Origin of the sequence: Flavobacterium cheongpyeongense, from assembly GCF_003202435.1 — a bacterium.
GTDB lineage: Bacteria > Bacteroidota > Bacteroidia > Flavobacteriales > Flavobacteriaceae > Flavobacterium > Flavobacterium cheongpyeongense.
On record NZ_QJHK01000010.1, the window covers coordinates 37,570 to 56,561 of the forward strand.

The 18,992-nt window shown below is 33.7% G+C and carries 15 protein-coding genes; all 15 read left to right on the forward strand.

Going from position 1 to position 18,992, the window contains the following annotated elements; translation table 11 throughout:
* Positions 1–3: 3 nt before the first annotated feature.
* The 15 genes from DMB65_RS12350 to DMB65_RS12420 all read left to right on the forward strand — a co-directional run bounded on the left by DMB65_RS12350 (position 4) and on the right by DMB65_RS12420 (position 18,983).
* Positions 4–3,054 (forward strand): efflux RND transporter permease subunit, encoded by a 3,051-nt coding sequence (locus DMB65_RS12350; RefSeq protein ID WP_110306955.1) that lies wholly within the window; start codon positions 4–6, stop codon positions 3,052–3,054.
* A gap of 15 nt (positions 3,055–3,069) precedes the next feature.
* Positions 3,070–3,897: an SDR family NAD(P)-dependent oxidoreductase gene (locus DMB65_RS12355; RefSeq protein WP_110306956.1), complete on the forward strand. Its 828-nt coding sequence runs from the start codon at positions 3,070–3,072 to the stop codon at positions 3,895–3,897.
* A gap of 14 nt (positions 3,898–3,911) precedes the next feature.
* A complete protein-coding gene (locus DMB65_RS12360; protein ID WP_110306957.1) occupies positions 3,912–4,349 on the forward strand; it encodes a PaaI family thioesterase in 438 nt (145 codons plus the stop codon).
* A 504-nt stretch (positions 4,350–4,853) separates the two neighbouring features.
* A complete protein-coding gene (locus DMB65_RS12365; RefSeq protein WP_110306958.1) occupies positions 4,854–5,786 on the forward strand; it encodes a 5'-nucleotidase in 933 nt (310 codons plus the stop codon).
* Between the two features lie 25 nt (positions 5,787–5,811).
* Complete coding sequence (locus DMB65_RS12370; protein WP_110306959.1) at positions 5,812–7,320, forward strand: class I SAM-dependent DNA methyltransferase; 1,509 nt, start codon at positions 5,812–5,814, stop codon at positions 7,318–7,320.
* Positions 7,317–8,579 carry a restriction endonuclease subunit S gene (locus tag DMB65_RS12375; protein ID WP_110306960.1) on the forward strand — a complete coding sequence of 421 codons (1,263 nt, stop codon included), beginning with the start codon at positions 7,317–7,319 and terminating at the stop codon, positions 8,577–8,579. Before DMB65_RS12370 ends, DMB65_RS12375 begins: the two co-directional genes overlap by 4 nt.
* Before the next feature lie 7 nt (positions 8,580–8,586).
* Complete coding sequence (locus DMB65_RS12380; protein WP_110307055.1) at positions 8,587–9,288, forward strand: DUF3800 domain-containing protein; 702 nt, start codon at positions 8,587–8,589, stop codon at positions 9,286–9,288.
* Positions 9,285–9,776 (forward strand): hypothetical protein, encoded by a 492-nt coding sequence (locus tag DMB65_RS12385; protein ID WP_110306961.1) that lies wholly within the window; start codon positions 9,285–9,287, stop codon positions 9,774–9,776. Before DMB65_RS12380 ends, DMB65_RS12385 begins: the two co-directional genes overlap by 4 nt.
* Before the next feature lie 135 nt (positions 9,777–9,911).
* Entirely contained in the window at positions 9,912–11,699 is a 1,788-nt protein-coding gene (locus tag DMB65_RS12390; protein ID WP_110306962.1) for a DUF262 domain-containing protein, read from the forward strand.
* Positions 11,700–11,705: 6 nt separating this feature from the next.
* Positions 11,706–14,825 carry a type I restriction endonuclease subunit R gene (locus tag DMB65_RS12395; protein WP_110306963.1) on the forward strand — a complete coding sequence of 1,040 codons (3,120 nt, stop codon included), beginning with the start codon at positions 11,706–11,708 and terminating at the stop codon, positions 14,823–14,825.
* A 54-nt stretch (positions 14,826–14,879) separates the two neighbouring features.
* Positions 14,880–15,812, forward strand: coding sequence for a restriction endonuclease (locus DMB65_RS12400; protein ID WP_110306964.1), 933 nt, complete (start codon positions 14,880–14,882; stop codon positions 15,810–15,812).
* 438 nt (positions 15,813–16,250) lie between these two features.
* On the forward strand, positions 16,251–16,652 hold the full coding sequence (locus tag DMB65_RS12405; protein ID WP_230470661.1) for a hypothetical protein: 402 nt from the start codon (positions 16,251–16,253) through the stop codon (positions 16,650–16,652).
* 97 nt (positions 16,653–16,749) lie between these two features.
* The gene (locus DMB65_RS12410) at positions 16,750–17,328 is read left to right on the forward strand and encodes a hypothetical protein (RefSeq protein WP_110306965.1); all 579 of its coding nucleotides are present in this window, start codon (positions 16,750–16,752) and stop codon (positions 17,326–17,328) included.
* A 119-nt stretch (positions 17,329–17,447) separates the two neighbouring features.
* A complete protein-coding gene (locus tag DMB65_RS12415; protein ID WP_110306966.1) occupies positions 17,448–18,206 on the forward strand; it encodes an MlaE family ABC transporter permease in 759 nt (252 codons plus the stop codon).
* Positions 18,207–18,209: 3 nt separating this feature from the next.
* Positions 18,210–18,983, forward strand: coding sequence for an ABC transporter ATP-binding protein (locus tag DMB65_RS12420; protein ID WP_110306967.1), 774 nt, complete (start codon positions 18,210–18,212; stop codon positions 18,981–18,983).
* Positions 18,984–18,992 lie beyond the last annotated feature (9 nt).

Below are 18,992 nucleotides of genomic sequence, written 5' to 3' on the forward strand. Positions count from 1 at the left end.
GCTATGCAAATAACTAATTTTTCCGTTAAAAATTATCAGTTCACGCTGATTCTAGCGCTGTTAGTCGCTGTAGTAGGTGTTCTTACCTTATTTACGATGCCACGAGCAGAAGACCCGTCAACACATCCACCACAATATTTGATTACGGTTATTTATCCCGGCACAAGTCCGAAGGATATGGAAGAACAAGTGGTAAAACCTATTGAGAATAAGATTTACGGCTTAGAAAACATCGAAAAAATACTAACCACTGTAGAAGATGGTGTAGCGGCTTTTCAAGTAAAATTCAAATACGGTGTGGATGTTGACAATAAATATCAGGAAATATCTACCGAAATGAACGCGCTAAAAAGCAGTGAATTGCCGAAAGATATTTACCAAATTAAAACCGAAAAAATTTCCTCTTCAGATGTAAAAATTCTTCAGGTAGCTTTGGTTTCTGAAAATGCTTCTGATAAAAAACTGCGTGATGAAGCAGACAAACTAAAGACAAAAATTGAAAAAATAACCAATCTTAAGGATGTAAAATACAGTGGTATTCCCGAGCAGGAAATCCGAGTGGATTTGAATTTGGAGAAATTGGCGCAGTTAAGAATTCCATTGAATATCGTAATGGGAAGTTTACAAAGCGAAGCAGCCGATATTCCCGGCGGAAGCATTGATTTGGACACCAAAGTATTCAATGTAAAAACAAGCGGTAAATTCAAAAATGCCGATGATGTCGCCAATACGGTGGTTTATAATGCCAATGGAAAAATCATCTATCTAAAAGAGGTAGCTGATGTAAATTATAAATCAGAAGTAGTAAATCATATTACCAGAATTAATGGACACCGTTGCGTTCTAGTTACTGCGGGAATGAAAGACAATGTAAATATTAGTAATGTTCAGAAAGAATATTTACCGATAGTAGATGCGTTTTCTAAAGATTTGCCTAACAACATCGAACTGATAAAAAACTTTGACCAAGCCGATATGGTGTCAAGTCGTTTAGGGCATTTAGGTTTTGATTTTGCTTTGGCTATTCTTTTGGTTGTAATTACTTTGATTCCTTTGGGCGGAAGAGCCTCGCTTATTGTAATGATTTCTATTCCTTTATCATTGGCTTTGGGTTTGATTGCAATGAATGCACTAGGGTTCTCCTTAAATCAATTGAGTATCGTTGGATTAGTGGTTGCTTTAGGATTATTAGTTGATGACAGTATTGTCGTAGTAGAAAATATTGAACGCTGGCTTCGTGAAGGACATTCTAAAATGGATGCCGTTTTAAAAGGTACAAAGCAAATTGGCATTGCTGTTGTCGGTACTACAGCCACTTTGGTTATAGCTTTTTTACCATTAGCTTTTCTACCAGATATGGCAGGTGAATTTATCAGAAGTTTGCCTATGGCGGTTATCACGAGTGTATTGGCTTCTATGCTTGTGGCTTTAACATTGGTTCCGTTTTTGGGAAGCCGATTTTTGAAAACCCACGAACACGGTGAAGGGAATATTTTTCTTCAGTATTTGCAAAAATTTCTAACAAGAGCTTACAAAGATATAATGCCAAAAGCATTGAAATTTCCAAAAACTACGATAGCCATTTCAATATTTTTAAGTGTTATTGCCTTTGGATTGTTTTCTGTTGCCGGATTTAAGTTATTCCCAACTTCAGAAAAACCAATGTTTTTAATCAATATAAAAATGCCGCTTCAAGCCAATATTTCGGAAAGTGACAGGGTAACAAAATTGGTAGAAAAAGAATTGAAAAACCACAAAGAAATTGAATATTTCACTTCCAATGTGGGACACGGAAATCCACAGATTTACTACAATGTGCATCCACAGGATAGAAAATCTGATTTTGCTCAAATTTTCGTTCAATTGAAAGAGGAAGCAAAACCTTCAGAAAAAACCAAACTGATACTTGAATTGCGCGAAAAATTTAAAACGTTGCCTTATGCTAAAGTGGAAGTAAAAGATTTTGAACAAGGACCACCATTAGAAGCCAACATCGTAGTACGCTTATTTGGCGAAGACCAGAAAGTGTTGCGCAAACTGTCTTCTCAAGTAGAAACTATTTTGCGAAATGAGAAAGGAACCGTTTACATCAATAACGAGTTAAATACCTATAAAACGGATGTTAAAGTAAAAATTAATAAAGAAAAAGCAAGAACATTAGGAGTACTAACGAGTGAAATTGACAAAGTAATTCGTCTGGCTGTTGCGGGTTTAACAGTAGGAGATTATATAGATGATCGCGGTGATGCTAGAAACGTGACCATTACATTACCAAGGGATAAATTTTCTAATCTTGATGCACTGAAAAATTTATATGTAAACAATGTCCAGGGAACACCAATTGCTCTCAATCAAATTGCAACAATATCTTTTGAAACAGCGCCTACAGCCATAAATCACTTTAATAAATCACGTTTTTCAAAAGTCAGTGCGATGACAAAAGAAGGCTATTTAGCAAATGATTTGTTGGTAACTATTATACCAAAACTGGATAAACTTGAAATGCCAAAAGGATATTATTACAAACTTTCAGGAGAAAAAGAATCGGAAGGTGATTCCTTAGGAGGCAATTTTCTTGCAGTAATTATATTAAGTACGTTTTTATTCATTGCTGTTTTATTACTACAATTCAAAACATTTAAAGGAATCATCATTGTGATGTCCATCATTCCGTTAGGCGTTCTTGGAGGTCTAGTATTCTTAATCGCATCAGGAAACCCAATGTCACTAGTTTCTATTATCGGTTTCATTGGATTGTCGGGAATTCAAGTCAAAAACTCCCTCCTTTTAGTTGATTTTACCAATCAATTAAGACAAGAAGGCAAATCTATTGATGAAGCTATTGCTATTGCTGGTGAAACTCGTTTTCTTCCGGTAGTTTTAACATCAGTCACAGCCATCTGTGGTTTGATTCCACTGGCTGTGAATCCAAATCCTCAAATATCTCCATTGGCGATTGTATTGATTGGTGGGTTAATCAGTTCAACTATTTTGGCAAGAATCGTTACGCCAGTGATGTATAAATTGATTCCGCCTAGTTTAGAAAAAGAATAATCCTAAAACATTAAAATGAAATCGAAGATTCACGAATACAATAAAAACAATTCTATTGTAATGAGTAAAAAAACAATTCTAATAACAGGAGCCTCATCAGGCATTGGTTTAGAAATGGCAAAAATACTTGCCTCAAAAAATTATAATTTGATTTTGGTGGCAAGAAACCTTGATCGTTTAAAAAGTATTAAAGATGATCTTGAATCAAAATACAGTAGTAAAGTAAAAATAGTTCGAAAAGATCTATCCTTATCTGGTAATGCAGAAGCTTTGTATTACGAAATTAAAAAAGAAAAACTTGAGGTTGACTACCTAATAAACAATGCCGGTATTGGCAACTATGGTAATTTTATAGAGACTTCACTTCAGGAAGAGTTAAATATGATTGAACTCAATATCGCTTCTGTGGTAGTGCTTACAAAGCTTTTTTCGCAAGATATGGTGAAAAAAGATTCTGGAAATATTATGAATATAGCTTCTTTACTTTCCTTTTTACCTTTTCCTTACTATTCGGTTTACTCGGCTACTAAATCTTTTGTATTGGCATTTTCAGAAACAGTGAATGCTGAGTTAGAAGGAACAGGCGTCATGGTAAAAGCATTGTGTCCTGGTCCAATTGATACCGGTTTTACAACCACTGAAATGGCTGCAACTAATGCGTATAAAACAAACAAACCTGTTCTTCCAGAAGTAGTAGCTCAAGAAGGAGTCAAATTATTGCTTAATACAAAAACTAAAAAAATAGTAGGTTTTACAAATTGGTTTATTTCGAATTTACCTCGAGTTACTCCCGATTTCATAATGATGAAAATCAAAAAGAATTTAGCTAGTCAAAAAAAATAAAAAATAGAAACAAAATGGAAAATAATAGATTACAATTACTTCAAAGTTTTATTGGAAAACCATTTTCAGGAAGTCCGTCTCCATATGCCAAATGGCTCAATGGGACGGTGCTTGCTGTGGATGAAAACTCAGTTGAATTTGAATTTGAAGTAAGAAAAGAAATGACTAATCCGGCTGGAACGCTTCACGGAGGTGTTATTTGTGGCATGTTTGACGATTGTATCGGTGTTAATTTTATGATTTTAGGTACAGAATATTTCTTCCCCACCATTAATCTAAATGTGGAATTTTTTAGCCCAGCGAAAGAAGGCGATACTGTACTAGTAAAAACAACTGTTGTTAAAAAAGGAAAATCGGTAATCAACGTAAAAGCGGATATGTTTCTTTCTAAAAAAATGATAGCCTCTGCAACATCAAATCTTGTAGTAAGCCAAATTAAAATCAATGGGTAGGCCGATTTAATAAAACGGTTTTATGATGATGCTCTTTCAAATCAGGGCAAAAGCCTGTAAATTTTAGGATTTACAGGCTTTTTTGTTTTGGTTATACCTTAAATCGTAACGTTTAGGTGAACTATTTCTTTTTGTAAAAATAGATTACCTAAAATCACGCGAGATCAATGACCAAGAGATAAAAGATAATCCGGTTAGGATAACTCGCGAGCTGTGCTATTCCCCGACCTTTACACTCACACTTCATTACAACAACTTTAAACTCTTAAATTTTTAAACCCATAAAAATATCACAATGAGGAATACCGTAATTAAAAACTAGTTATAAAGTATAGTTTTGCGATTCTAAGAGTAAAAAGTTGTTTTCAAATGATTAGCAGTTTAAATATGAAAAATCAAGAAACTCGTTCATTATTTGAATAGGTTATTTATGTAATATTCTTTACTTTTAACGCAATAATACTATTACAATTTTTTAATTACACACTACTCATCTAAAAACACATGCCAATAGATTTATCTAATATTTTAGTAATTGGAGTTTCAACAAGAGCTTTATTTGATTTAGAAAAAGAAAATGAAGTCTTTGAAAATGAAGGCATTGAAGCGTTTAGAAAATACCAATTAGAAAATGAAGATGAAATTCTCAAACCAGGTACCGCTTTTTATTTAGTAAAAAGTTTAATGGAATTGAACAAAATAGCCAATAAACAAATAGTGGAAGTCGTTGTAATGTCAAAAAACAGTGCCGAAACAGGATTTAGAGTCCTTAACTCGATTGAGAATCACGAATTAGGCATTACTAGAGTGGCATTTACAGGTGGAGAGCCGTTATCGCCTTACATAAATGCGTTTTATGTTGATTTGTTTCTTTCTAAAGACACTAAAGATGTACAAACAGTGATAGATAACAAAGATTGTGCTGCTGCATTACTTTACGCTCCACCTACATCATTTAATCCAATTGATTCTCGAGTAAAAATTGCTTTTGACGCAGATGCCGTAATTTTTTCTGAAGAATCTGAATTAAGATACAAAACTGAAGGAATGGGTCCATTCCACAAATATGAAAAGGAACATGAAAATGACGCCTTAGCCGAAGGTCCTTTTGCTAAATTATTGATTAAACTTTCCAAAATACAGGAATATCTTCCCACTCGAATTGAATACTCTCCCCTAAGACTAGCAATCGTAACAGCTAGAAATGCTCCCTCACACAAACGAGTAATCAAAACATTAAGAAAATGGGGAGTGTATATTGATGAGGTTTACTTCTTGGGAGGATGGCCAAAAGACAAAGTATTGGAGGCTTTTGGAGCGCATATTTTCTTTGATGACCAAGATACACATGTTGGCCCTGCCTCATTAGTAGTTCCCTCTGGCAAAGTCCCTTATGAGACGACTTCTCCCCTGAACAATTTACAAACACAACGCTAAATCTAAATTCATTACAAATTATAAAATGGCCAAAACCGATAATTCTACTTTTGAACAAAAACTCTTTAAATCAGCAGATAAACTGCGAAAAAATATTGATGCTGCCGAGTACAAGCACGTTGTATTAGGTTTAATATTCTTGAAATACATCTCTGAATCGTTTGGTGAATTGTACGACAAACTAAAAGCTGATGAATACTCTGACCCTGAAGATAGAGACGAATATTTAGCAGCTAACACGTTTTTTGTACCTAAAGAAGCTCGTTGGAGTCACATTCACGCCAATGCCAAATTGCCTACTATTGGGCAAACCATTGATGAAGCTATGGAAGCCATCGAAAAGGAAAACAAAGAACTAAAAAACGTTTTACCACAAGTATATGGTAGAGCCAATCTTGACAAAACCTCATTAGGTGAATTAATTGACTTAATTTCTAATACCGAACTACAAGTAGAGAACCTCAACTCTAAAGACCTTTTTGGTAGAGTATATGAATACTTTTTAGGAGAATTTGCTAATGCTGAAGGTAAAAAAGGAGGACAATTTTACACACCTAAAAGTATTGTAAAATTGATGGTCGAAATGATAGAACCATACAAAGGCAGAGTATATGATCCAGCTTGTGGTAGTGGAGGAATGTTTGTAATGAGTGATACTTTTGTAAAAGAACATAGCGGAAACATAAAAGACATTACCGTTTACGGACAAGAAAGCAACCAAACCACTTGGAAATTGTCTAAAATGAATCTTGCCATTCGAAACATCAACTCCAAATTTGTAGCTTGGAATACCGAAGGTACTTTCTTAAAAGATGCACACCCAGACTTAAAAGCCGATTATATCTTAGCCAACCCACCATTTAATCAAAGCGAATGGGGTGTTGATATTTTACAAGAAGACGGACGATGGAAATACGGTACACCACCAAGTGGAAACGCAAACTACGGTTGGATGCAACACATGTTATACCACTTAGCCCCACGAGGAGTCATGGCAACGGTTTTATCTAACGGTTCTTTGAGCTCTAATACTAGTGGCGAAGGTGAAATACGTAAAAATTTAGTAGAAAACGATTTGGTAGAATGTATTGTGGCTTTACCTAAACAATTGTTTTACAACACAGGAATACCTGCTTGTATTTGGTTTTTGCGAAGAGAAAAAGCCAACCATAGTCGTGAGGTGTTATTTATAGATGCTAGCGAAATGGGCTATATGAAAGACCGTGTACACCGTGATTTAGCTGATGAAGATATTGATTTAATTACCAACACCTACCACAATTGGCGTAAAAGCGAAAACTACCACAACATAAAAGGTTTTTGTAAAAGTGCTAGTATTGAAGAAATAGAAAAACACAACCACGTTCTCACACCTGGGCGTTATGTAGGCATTGAAGCGGTAGAAGACGATGGTATTTCTTTTGAAACGAAAATGGCAGCATTAACTTCTACCTTAAAACTACAAATAGACAAAGAAGCTGAACTGAATAATGAAATTGCTACACAATTGGCTAAAATTGGTTTGACGTTATGAGTGAAGTAAAAAAAACACCTAATGGTTGGGTGGAAACTACTTTAGGAGAAGTAGTTGAAAGAATAACAAAAGGAACTACACCTAAAACTTTTTCTTCTAACAACGATGATATTAATTACATTAAATCAGACGCATTAAATTATGGTGGTTTTTTAGAAAGTAATAAATTCGTGAAAATCACAAATAAAGTAAATGAAGAATTAAAAAGGTCTCAATTAAAAGTTGATGATATTTTATTGTCAATGGCAGGAGAATATTTAGGCAAAACAGGATTAGTAAAAGAAGAACATTTACCTGCAAATACAAATCAAGCAGTTGCTATAATTACTGTTGACAAAAACATTGTTGACCATATATTTTTATGGTATAAATTACGTGATATTAATACAGTAAAATATTTTAAATCAATTCCTAGTCAATCTGCTCAACCAAATATAAACTTCCAAGAAATTAGAACTTTATCAATATACCTTCCTCAAATATCTGAACAAAAATCAATAGCATCCATTCTAACTGCTTTTGATGATAAAATACAGTTATTGCAAGCCCAAAACAAAACACTTGAAGCAACAGCACAAACTATTTTTACAGAATGGTTTGGAAAATATCAAATTGGAGATGATTTACCTGATGGTTGGAGAATATTTCAATTAAATGAGTTAGTAGATATAGTAAATGGATATTCATACAAAGGAAGCGAATTAGTTGAATACAGCGATGAAGTATTAGTAACCTTGAAGAGTTTTGATAGAAATGGTGGGTTTCAAACTAGAGGATTTAAACCTTTCAGAGGAAACCCAAAAGAAAATCAAGAAGTTAAAATTGGCGACCTTGTAGTAGCTCATACAGATTTGACACAAGATGCTGAAGTTTTGGGCAATCCTGCTTTCATATTTGATGATGGTGGATTTAAAAAAATGTATATTACGATGGATTTGGTAAAAGTTGTATCAATACACAAAGATATAAGCTCCTCTTTTTTATATTATCTAATGAAAGATAAAGCTTTCAAAGGACATTGTGTTGGATACTCAAATGGAACAACAGTGCTACATTTATCAAAAAAAGCTATTCCAGAATATCAGTTATTACTTCCTATTGATTTTAGTTTGATTAAGCGTTTTTCTGAAATAGCAGATAGTACTACAACTAAAATTTCTTTAAATAAAACTACAATCAAATCACTAACTCAAACCCGAGATGAATTATTGCCACGATTAATGAGTGGTGAGATAAGGGTAAATGAATTTAAAAACTAATAAGCTAATGGAATATAATATATATTGTGATGAAAGTTGCCATTTGCCCAATGATACAAGTAGTACAATGGTTTTAGGTGGCATTTGGTGTTTAAAAGATAAGAAAAAAGAAATTTTTAAACGCCTTAAAGAAATTAAAATTAAACACGGTTTAGCTGAAAATTTTGAAGTAAAATGGAATAAAGTTTCACCGGCTAAACAGGATTTTTATATCAATTTAATTGATTATTTTTTTGATGATGATGATTTGCATTTTAGAGCCATTGTGGTAAACAAAGACATTCTTGACCACAAAAAATTCAATCAAACCCACGATGATTTTTATTATAAAATGTACTTTGATTTAATCAAAGTAATATTAGAACCTAGTAATTCTTATAACATCTATATAGACATAAAGGATACACAAAGTCAAGAAAAAGTAGATAAATTAAAAGAAGTGTTGCGCAGTAGCCATTATGATTATGATAAAAAAATTATAAAAAACCTGCAACAAATTAAATCTCACGAAGTAGAATTATTACCTCTAGCGGATTTATTAATTGGTGCAGTTGGATATTTACATAGAGGTTTAAATTCTAATGCAGCTAAAGTTTCTATTATAAAAAGAATTCAGGAAAGGTCAGGTTATAGCCTATTAAATTCAACCTTGTATAAGGAAATGAAAACCAACATATTTATTTGGAAACCTAAAAATTCGGATGTATGAAGCTAGTTACATTACCCGAAATAATAGAGATAAATGAATTTGGAGGTGATTACCATTCTTTTAATGAAGCAGTTTATGCTATTTTTAGAAATGACTTTGTAATAAACAAACCCATTTTTGAAGGTAAAAGGTTGGGACTTAAAGCACACCCAATAGTAGATGGAAAAGAATATACTTATTATCATTTTACACATTCAGGAGATATTGAAAACGAAAGAATTCCTGATTTTAGAAGAATGGAAAGAATAGGTTATCCCAAACCAATAATAGACAAATCGAAATGTATTAGTTTAAAAGTATGGAGAAATAAAAGAGGTAGAAATAACCGAATATTAATTCTTCACGAAGAAGCACAATATCTAGTAATTTTAGACGATAGAATAGATTTTATTTTGCCTTGGACTGCCTATTTTATAGAATATAAGCACAGATTACAGAAATATTTAAAAGAATATGAGGAGTATATAAATGCCGAAACCGCTGATTAAGGCGGCTTCTTTTCTCCTTTAACACTTGGTCATTGAGATGGTGCAAAGATACATTATGTTTTAATATAAACAAACAAACTGCAACATTTTTAATAATAACAAAGTAAAATACAATTCAAAATATAAAATAAAATAATGAGTATAGAAGTAACAGGCAAGCAAATTGCAAGTGATAAAATAACAATAAAAGACGTTTTTGGAGAAGATATGTGGTTTTGTATACCCGATTATCAAAGACCTTATGTTTGGGGAGAAGACCAAATAAGTTCATTGCTAGATGATATTTCTCATTCAGCTATCAACACACCAGACAGTCAATATTTTTTAGGTTCTTTGGTTTTGCATTGTGAACCTAAAAATTTTAAAGGAACAAGTTACCAAGAAAACAGCGTTTTAGATGGTCAACAAAGATTAACTACGCTTTATGTATTACAAGCAGTTATTAGAGACGTTACAAAAACTGAAACTAGAAAAAGCACTTGTGCCAAAGCGATATTCCAAAAAGGGAATCCTGACGACGGAATACCTGAACGTTTAAGAATTGAATTTGCCATTCGTAAAGAAGTAGAAACCTTTATCAATACTTACATTAAAGAAGAAGGCGGCACGCAGAAAAAAGAAGAATTGGTTCTACTTGCAACAACTTCAAAAGATGTTTCCATAAGAAATATGGCAAACGCAATTTTAATCATTTCTAAATGGTTTGAGAATGAGGATAATTTAGATATTGACACTTTCTTTCCTTACTTACGTCAATATGTTATTTTGGTTTATGTGGCAAGTAGCGAACTAGAAGATGCTTTCCGTTTGTTTACAGTATTGAATGATAGAGGTATCAAATTGCGTAATAGTGATATACTAAAAGCTCAAAACCTTAAAGAAGTTAGCACCGAAGAAAAACAAACCGAATACGCCAAATATTGGGAAGAACTAGAAGGTGAATTAGGAGAAGATTTTGATTTATTTTTATCATATATCAGAACCATATTGGTAAAAGAAAAAGCAAGGCACAATCTATTAAAAGAATTTGAAGATAATATTTACAAACCAAAGAAATTTAATTACACTACTAAAAAATATGAAAATGTAGCTCCACTATTAAAAAAGGGTGATGATACATTTGATATTATCAAAAAATACAAAACACACTTTGACATAGTTTTTAGTGGCAACAATCACCATATCAATAACAATTGGGCATTTGATAATTTAATAAAAGTGATGCAAGATACTGCCTTGTCAGATATTTGGATTCCGCCATTATTAGTGTACCGTCATTACTTTGGAGATCATAAAATATTTGATTTCTTAAAACTTTTAGATAATAAATTTTCAGGTGATTGGATTGCTAGAGAAACACCTACAACTAGAATTGATGCAATGAATTCTATTATCAAGAAAATTGAAGAAATAGACGCTTTAGAGGATACTTCAAAAGACGATAAATTAAATACGTTGTTTGTTGATTTAGCATTCAAATTTAATACTTCTCAATTCTTATCCGATTTAGATATTAACACTATTTATGGTAGAAGATATGCGCGTTATATTTTAAGAAAAGTGGATTTCTTGTTAGATGCTCCTTTGTATTCTGAAAAAAGAAGCTCATATAGTGAAATGTCTGTAGAGCATATTTTACCACAAAACCCAGAAGCAACAAGCCAATGGATAAATGATTTTACGCCTGCTGAAAGAGAAGAATGGACACACAAATTAGGAAATTTAGTTTTAATTAGTCGTAGAAAAAATGCAGGTCAAGGTAGATTAGATTTTGCAGATAAGAAAACTAAATACTTTAATAATAGTATTGAATCCTTCCCAAATTCTTTAAAAATTATGCAAAAACCACAATGGACAATTAAGGAGTTAAAGGATAATCATTTACAATTGATAAACAGAATTAAGCTACATTACAATATATAGTATTTTATGATAACCGAAAACCACATAGAACAATCACTAATTGCTCAATTACAAGAGCAAGGCTATACTTATTTTTATGGTCCAGACATTGCGCCATATAGTGATAATTCACAAAGAGAAAACTTTGCTTCGGTTATTTTAGAAAATCAATTTAAAGACTGTTTAAAAAAATTGAATCCTGCGCTTCCTGAATCAGCACGAGTGGAAGCCTTTCAAAAAGTAATCAATTTAGGTACAGAAGATATTATGGAAAACAACGAGCGTTTCCATAACCATCTTACCAATGGTGTAACAGTTGAATACACCAAAGGCGAAAACACTATTGGTATTCCGGTTACTTTAATAGATACTGAAAATATAGACAATAATAGTTTTTGGGTTGTCAATCAATTAGTAGTCAAAGAAAACAACAATGAAAAACGTTTTGATGTAGTGATTTACATTAATGGTTTACCATTAGTTTTTATCGAATTAAAAAATGCTACAGATGAAAAAGCAACGGTATTAAAAGCCTTTCAACAAATACAAACCTATAAAAGTACCGTTCCAAGTATTTTTTATTACAATGCGCTTTGTGTTATTTCTGATGGTATAGATGCCAAAGCATCGAGTGTCTCTGCTCCTTTTTCGAGATATTTACCTTGGAAAGCACCAAAATATAATAAAAGTGAAGTTAAAACCGAGTTACAAATTCTAACAGAATATATGTTAGATAAAAAAACGTTGGTAGAATTAATTCGCTATTGTACTGTTTTTGAATCAGAAGAAAAGAAAGACCAAAAAACAGGATTGATTTTTCAAACTAAGGTAAAAAAAGTAGCGGCTTATCATCAATATTATGCAGTACAAAAAGCAGTAGCACAAACCATACGAGCTACTCACAGCACCGATGGCGACAGAAAAGCAGGTGTAGTTTGGCACACACAAGGAAGTGGTAAATCGTTAACTATGGTTTTTTATAGCGGACAAATCATTACGCATCCACTAATGGTAAACCCGACCATTGTAATCTTAACTGACCGTAATGATTTAGACGATCAATTATTTGGAACTTTTGGAAATTGTGTGGGGCTATTGAGACAAACACCAGTGCAAGCCAATAGTAGAGAACACATTAAAGAATTATTAAAAATTTCTGGTGGTGGAGTAATCTTTACTACCATTCAAAAATTCTCACCAGAAACTGGCAATGTTTACGATACCTTATCAGAAAGAACGAATATAGTTGTGGTTGCCGACGAAGCACATAGAAGTCAATATGGTTTTGCAGGTAAAGAAGTAGAAACAGAAGACGGTATGCAAACTCGCTATGGTAATGCAAAATACTTACGTGATGCCTTACCTAATGCTTCATACATAGGATTTACAGGAACTCCAATAGAAAAAGAAGATAAATCTACACCAGCAGTTTTTGGTGATTATATAGATGTCTACGACATTAAACAAGCAGTTGACGATGGAGCAACTGTGCCTATTAGTTATGAATCACGTTTAATTAAAATCAAATTAGACGATGTTACAACAGCCACTATAGACGCAGAAATCAACGCTATTTCGGATGCTACCGAAGAACAATTGGAAAAAGCCAAGCAGAAAGTAGCTACTATTGATGCAGTTGTAGGACATCCTGACCGTTTGAGAGACATTGCTAAAGACATTGTTAGCCATTTTGATAAACGTCAAGAAGTGTTCGAAGGTAAGGCAATGATTGTTTGTATGACTAGAACTATTTGCGCTAAACTATATGAAGAAATTATCGCTTTAAAACCTGAATGGCATAATTCCGATATGGACAAAGGAACCATAAAAGTTATAATGACGAGTTCTTCTGATGATATTGCTTTGTTACAACCACATCATACCACTAAAAAACAACGCAAAGATTTAGCAACGAGAATGAAAGACCCTAATGATGAATTAAAATTAGTTATTGTTAGAGATATGTGGTTGACCGGATTTGATGCACCAAGTTTGAGTACTATGTACATTGATAAAAAAATGCAAGGAGCAAATCTAATGCAAGCCATTGCACGAGTAAATAGAGTATATAAAGACAAACCAGGTGGATTAATTGTTGATTACATAGGAATTGGTCAAGATTTAAGAAACGCAATGGCAATCTATTTACAAAGTGGCGGTGAAGGCACACCAATATTTGATATAAAAGAAGCTATTGCTGGAATGAAAGAGAAGTTTGAGGTGATTGAGCAAATGTTTAACGGCTATAATTTTAAAGCTTATTTTGGTTCAGAAACGGCTCAAAAGTTACAAATCTTGTTGGGTGCTCAAAACTTTATTTTATCAAGTGACACTTTAAAAGACCGCTTTTTAAAAGAAGTCACTTTACTTTCAAGATTATTTGCAATGTCAATTCCTAGTGCAGATGCTGACAGAATAAAAGATGGCGTTGCTTTTTTTCAAGCTGTAAAATCAAGAATAAACAAGTTCAATAGTAATGGGGTTAAATCAGATTATGAAATAGAAACTGCCATAAAACAAATTGTAGATGAAGCCTTGTCAAGTGATGGTGTTATTGACATTTTTGAAGCAGCAGGAATAAAAGCTCCATCGGTTGGCATTTTATCAGACGAGTTTTTGTTGGAAGTAAAAAATATGCAACAAAAAAACCTTGCATTTGAATTACTTAAAAAATTATTGAGTGACGAAGTTAAAGTTCGCAAAACAAAAAATCTAGTTCAAGGTAAGAAGTTTTCTGAAATGTTGGAATCAGTTGTAAAACGTTATCATAATAACCAAATTGATTCTGCACAGGTATTACAAGAGCTATCAGAGATTGCAAAAGAAATGCGATTGGAGGATAAAAAATCCCAAGAACTAGGATTAACGCCTGAAGAATATGCGTTTTATAGTGTTCTTAAAGAAAATGATTCTACTTCTTTTTTAGATGATGATAAAATGAAAGATTTGATTCATACTATAGTTGATGTAATCCGCAAAAATGCAACCGTAGATTGGAGTAAACGTGATGATGTAAGAGCACAATTACGTTTGACTGTAAAGAAAATATTAATGCGTTACGGCTATCCACCAGATGTAGCTAAGATGGAAGCCGATAGAGTAATTGCTCAAAGTGAGAGTTTGGCTGATGTATTTTCAAGAGAATAATCTAAATTGATTATTACTATATTTTAAATCATATAAACATATATACAAAAAACAATGTCAGTACCAGATTTTCAAACTATAATGTTACCATTTTTACAAAACTTAAGCGATGGTAACAAACAGTCGATAAGTCAAGTTATGGAGAATTTAGCTAATCACTTTAAATTAACTCCAGAAGATTTGTCTTTACAAGTTCCTAGCGGGAAAATGGGTTTATTTAGAAATCGTGTTGGTTGGTCGAGAAGCTATTTAAAAAATGCAGGATTGGTAAATTATCCTGAACGTGGTGTATATCAAATAACTCAAGTTGGTGTAGATTTCCTAAAAACAAATCCTAAGAAATTAAGAATGCAGGAATTGCTGCAATTTCCTATGTATAATGAATGGAGATCTACTTTTAATTCTAACACTGGATCTCAAGGATTAGAAAGTGAATCAAGTAAAATTGAGGAAGAAGAGCTAACGCCACAAGAAAAACTTACTAAAACAATTGATGCGATTAATCAACAATTAGCATCGGACATATTAGATGCTTTAAAAGGAAATACTTTCCAATATTTTGAAAAATTTGTAGTTCAATTACTTCAATCAATGGGATATGGAGGATTCAGAAAAGATTCAGGGATGGTTACTGGTGCTAGTGGAGATAATGGTATTGATGGAGTAATCTTGCAAGACGTCCTAGGTTTAGAATCAGTTGGTATTCAAGCAAAAAGATTTACTACAAATAATGCAGGTTCTGGAGATATCAGAAATTTTATTGGTTCATTAGCCATTAAAGGTTTTAGTAAAGGTGTCTTTCTAACAACTTCTTCATTTTCTCCAGAAGCAATAAAAACTGCATCAGAAAGTAAACAGCATAAAATCATTCTTATTGATGGGAAAAAATTAGCAAATTTAGCTATTGAATTTAATGTTGGGGTTCAAATCGATGAAACTATTCAATTAAAAAGAATTGATATGGATTTTTTTGATGAGATAAATTAGAAATTCTAAAAAAAGTATTAGGGTTTGTGCAAACCCTAATACTTTTTTTAGTTGACACTTTATGGGATAATACAATTTTCAAATTCTTACCCCCAGCTATACGAAGTCTCCCGACTTCGTATTTTTTATTATATCCTTAGATAGTACATACTAAAAATCTCCTGCCTTTTTCAGTAAATGTTTTACAAATCTCGCGATTTCATTATCAATTCATCGGCCATCTTTAACTCGCGCAGAGCAGCAAAGGAGAGCAAAGGCTCCAGCTTCACGCCATTTTCAATCGTGTGGCTTTGAAAATCCATTTTACATTTTATTCATCAGCTTAATCCACTATTTCCTTAGCTGATTTGATTTTTTCCTTAACTCGTTGTTTTGTGTTTGAATAGTGAAAACACTTAGAATAGCTTTGCGCTATGTTTAACTAAAATGAGTAAAGAAATGAACAAAGAATTAGTATTTTTAAGAACTTTTGCAGTTGCTACTGCCATTGGATTTGTGTTTATGGCCTCTTCAGCTTTTAAAAACAATAGCAATCAAAAATTTACCGAGATTGATGTAGAGAGAATCAATATTGTAGAAAGAGATGGTACCGTAAAAATGATCATCACCAACGTTGATAAATTTCCAAATGGGAACACTCTGATTAACGGAAAACCAACAAATGAGAACAGAAAAAAACGCTCTGGAATGCTATTTTTCAATGAAGACGGAATAGAATGCCTTTACCGAATAAAAAATGGTACTGCTGTTCTAAATAAAAATACTGCAATACAAAATATCTTCCCTGAATACCTCTCCGTATTCAGGGATTTTTTTTATAAAATTTCCAATAAAATGTAACAAGGGTCACTTCCGTTAGTGATATCCATCATTTCTAAAGGTATTGTAATGCCCCACCTTTGTCTGAGAAATAATACAAATATTTAAAACTAAAATAATGAAAAATTATACCATTTTACTAGCCACTGCTGCCATTGCAATAGGGCTGAATGCGACCGCCCAAATTCAGAAAGGAAACATTCTAATCGGCGGAAATCTTGCTAATGTCAATCTTGGATTAAACGGTTCAAAGATAATCAGCGCAGAGATTACCCCTAAGATAGCGTGGTTCATACAAGACAATATTGCCCTTGGGGGTTATATCGACCTTGGAATTGAAACAGCAAAAAATTCAGGAACCACTACCAATTACGGTATTGGAGCATTAGGGCGTTATTATGCCGGCAAAGAACAAGAAGTGATAAAACACAGCCGTTTTTTCGGTGAAGCCACCATAGGGCTTGGAGGTGTTAATGTGAGTGATGCAGATAATACCAATGGCCTTAACATCAGTGCCGGTCCGGGGTTTGCCTACTTTATAACCCCCAATATCGGACTTGAAGTCCTTTTAAAATATAATGCGCTGGTTGGACTGGGAAGTGCACCCTATCAGGGAAATCTAAATGCTTCTTTTGGTTTTCAAATCTATCTGCCAGGTAAAAGTGCTGCCAGAAAAGTCCAGAATGATATACAGTAAAAACAGCATAAATTCAATTTTATAGCGGTCAAGAGAAGAAAATTCACCTGCACGGAAATCAGGTCCTAACCCAATAAAATTGTTTTTAAAACTATAATCTATATCAAAACCTAGTTATAATGATAGCCATCGTAAAAGAGCAGCTTACACAGGCAGGAAATTTTTCATTGTTCATTGGGCGTTTTTTTAAGGAAATTTTCGTACCTCCTTTTCAAATCAATGAATTCCTGCGACAATGTTATACCATCGGATGTAAATCACTTCCCCTTGTAAGCATCACGGGCTTTATCATGGGGCTGGTACTGACCATTCAGTCCAGACCGACCATGACAAAATTTGGGGCAGAATCCTGGCTGCCGAGCATGGTTTCACTTTCCCTGATCAGGGAAATAGCACCTGTGGTTACTGCCCTTATCTGTGCGGGAAAAATTGCTTCGGGCATTGGCGCCGAACTGGGGTCAATGAAAGTATCTTCACAAATTGATGCTATGGAAGTATCTGCCGTGAATCCCTATAAATATCTGGTGGTTACCCGAATATTAGCCACAACGCTAATGGTACCACTGCTGGTTATTTTTGCGGATTTAGTTGGCATTTATGGAGGTTACATCGGTTATAATGTACACGGTACTATTACAATGAGAAGGTACTTTTCAGAAGTAATTGAACATCTGGATTTTTTAGATCTTATGCCTGCAACGATAAAAACATTCTTCTTTGGATTTTTTATCGGAGTTATCGGCTGTTACAAAGGCTTTAATGCCTCTAGCGGCACGGCAAGTGTAGGACTTGCTGCAAATTCAGCTGTAGTGACTGCATCACTTTCTATTTTTATTGTCGATATGCTGGCGGTTCAAATCACCGATTTATTTTTCTAAACCATGAAAGAAGAACCCATCATAAATATCAAAAACCTGTACAAGGCGTTTGGAAAAAATAAAGTACTCAAAGGAATCAGTCTCACGGTTAAAAAAGGGGAAGATCTGGTTATTCTTGGGCGTTCAGGATCCGGAAAATCAGTAGCCATAAAATGTCTGGTTGGACTTTTGAAAGCAGACAAAGGGAAGTTAGAAATCTTCGGTACTGATATCACCAAGCTTAATTATAAACAACTTAATAAAATAAGGCTCAGAATAGGTTTTATGTTCCAGAATGGAGCCTTGTACGATTCGATGTCGGTTCGTGAGAATTTGACTTTTACCTTGAAACATCATGCTGACCATCTGACAGAAGAAAACATAGAGAAGCAGATTCTCGAAGCGCTGGACAGTGTGGGACTCATAGAAGCTATTGACAAGATGCCGTCCGAATTATCAGGTGGCATGATCAAACGCATCAGCCTGGCAAGAACGATCATCATCAAGCCCGAAATTATATTTTACGATGAACCAACAGCCGGTCTCGACACCATTACGGCGCAGGAGATCAGTGAATTGATCTTATCGGTACAAAAAAAATACAAAACAACCTCCATTATCATTACCCATGATATGATCTGCGCTAAAATGACTGGTAACCGGATCATATTGATTAAAGATGGCTTAATCTATGTGCAGGGCACTTATAAGGAACTCGAAAACAGTTCCGATCAATGGGTCAAATCATTCTTTTTTGCAACCAATCAATACGCGGCGGCTCCTGGCTTTCCTGCTTAAATAATACCA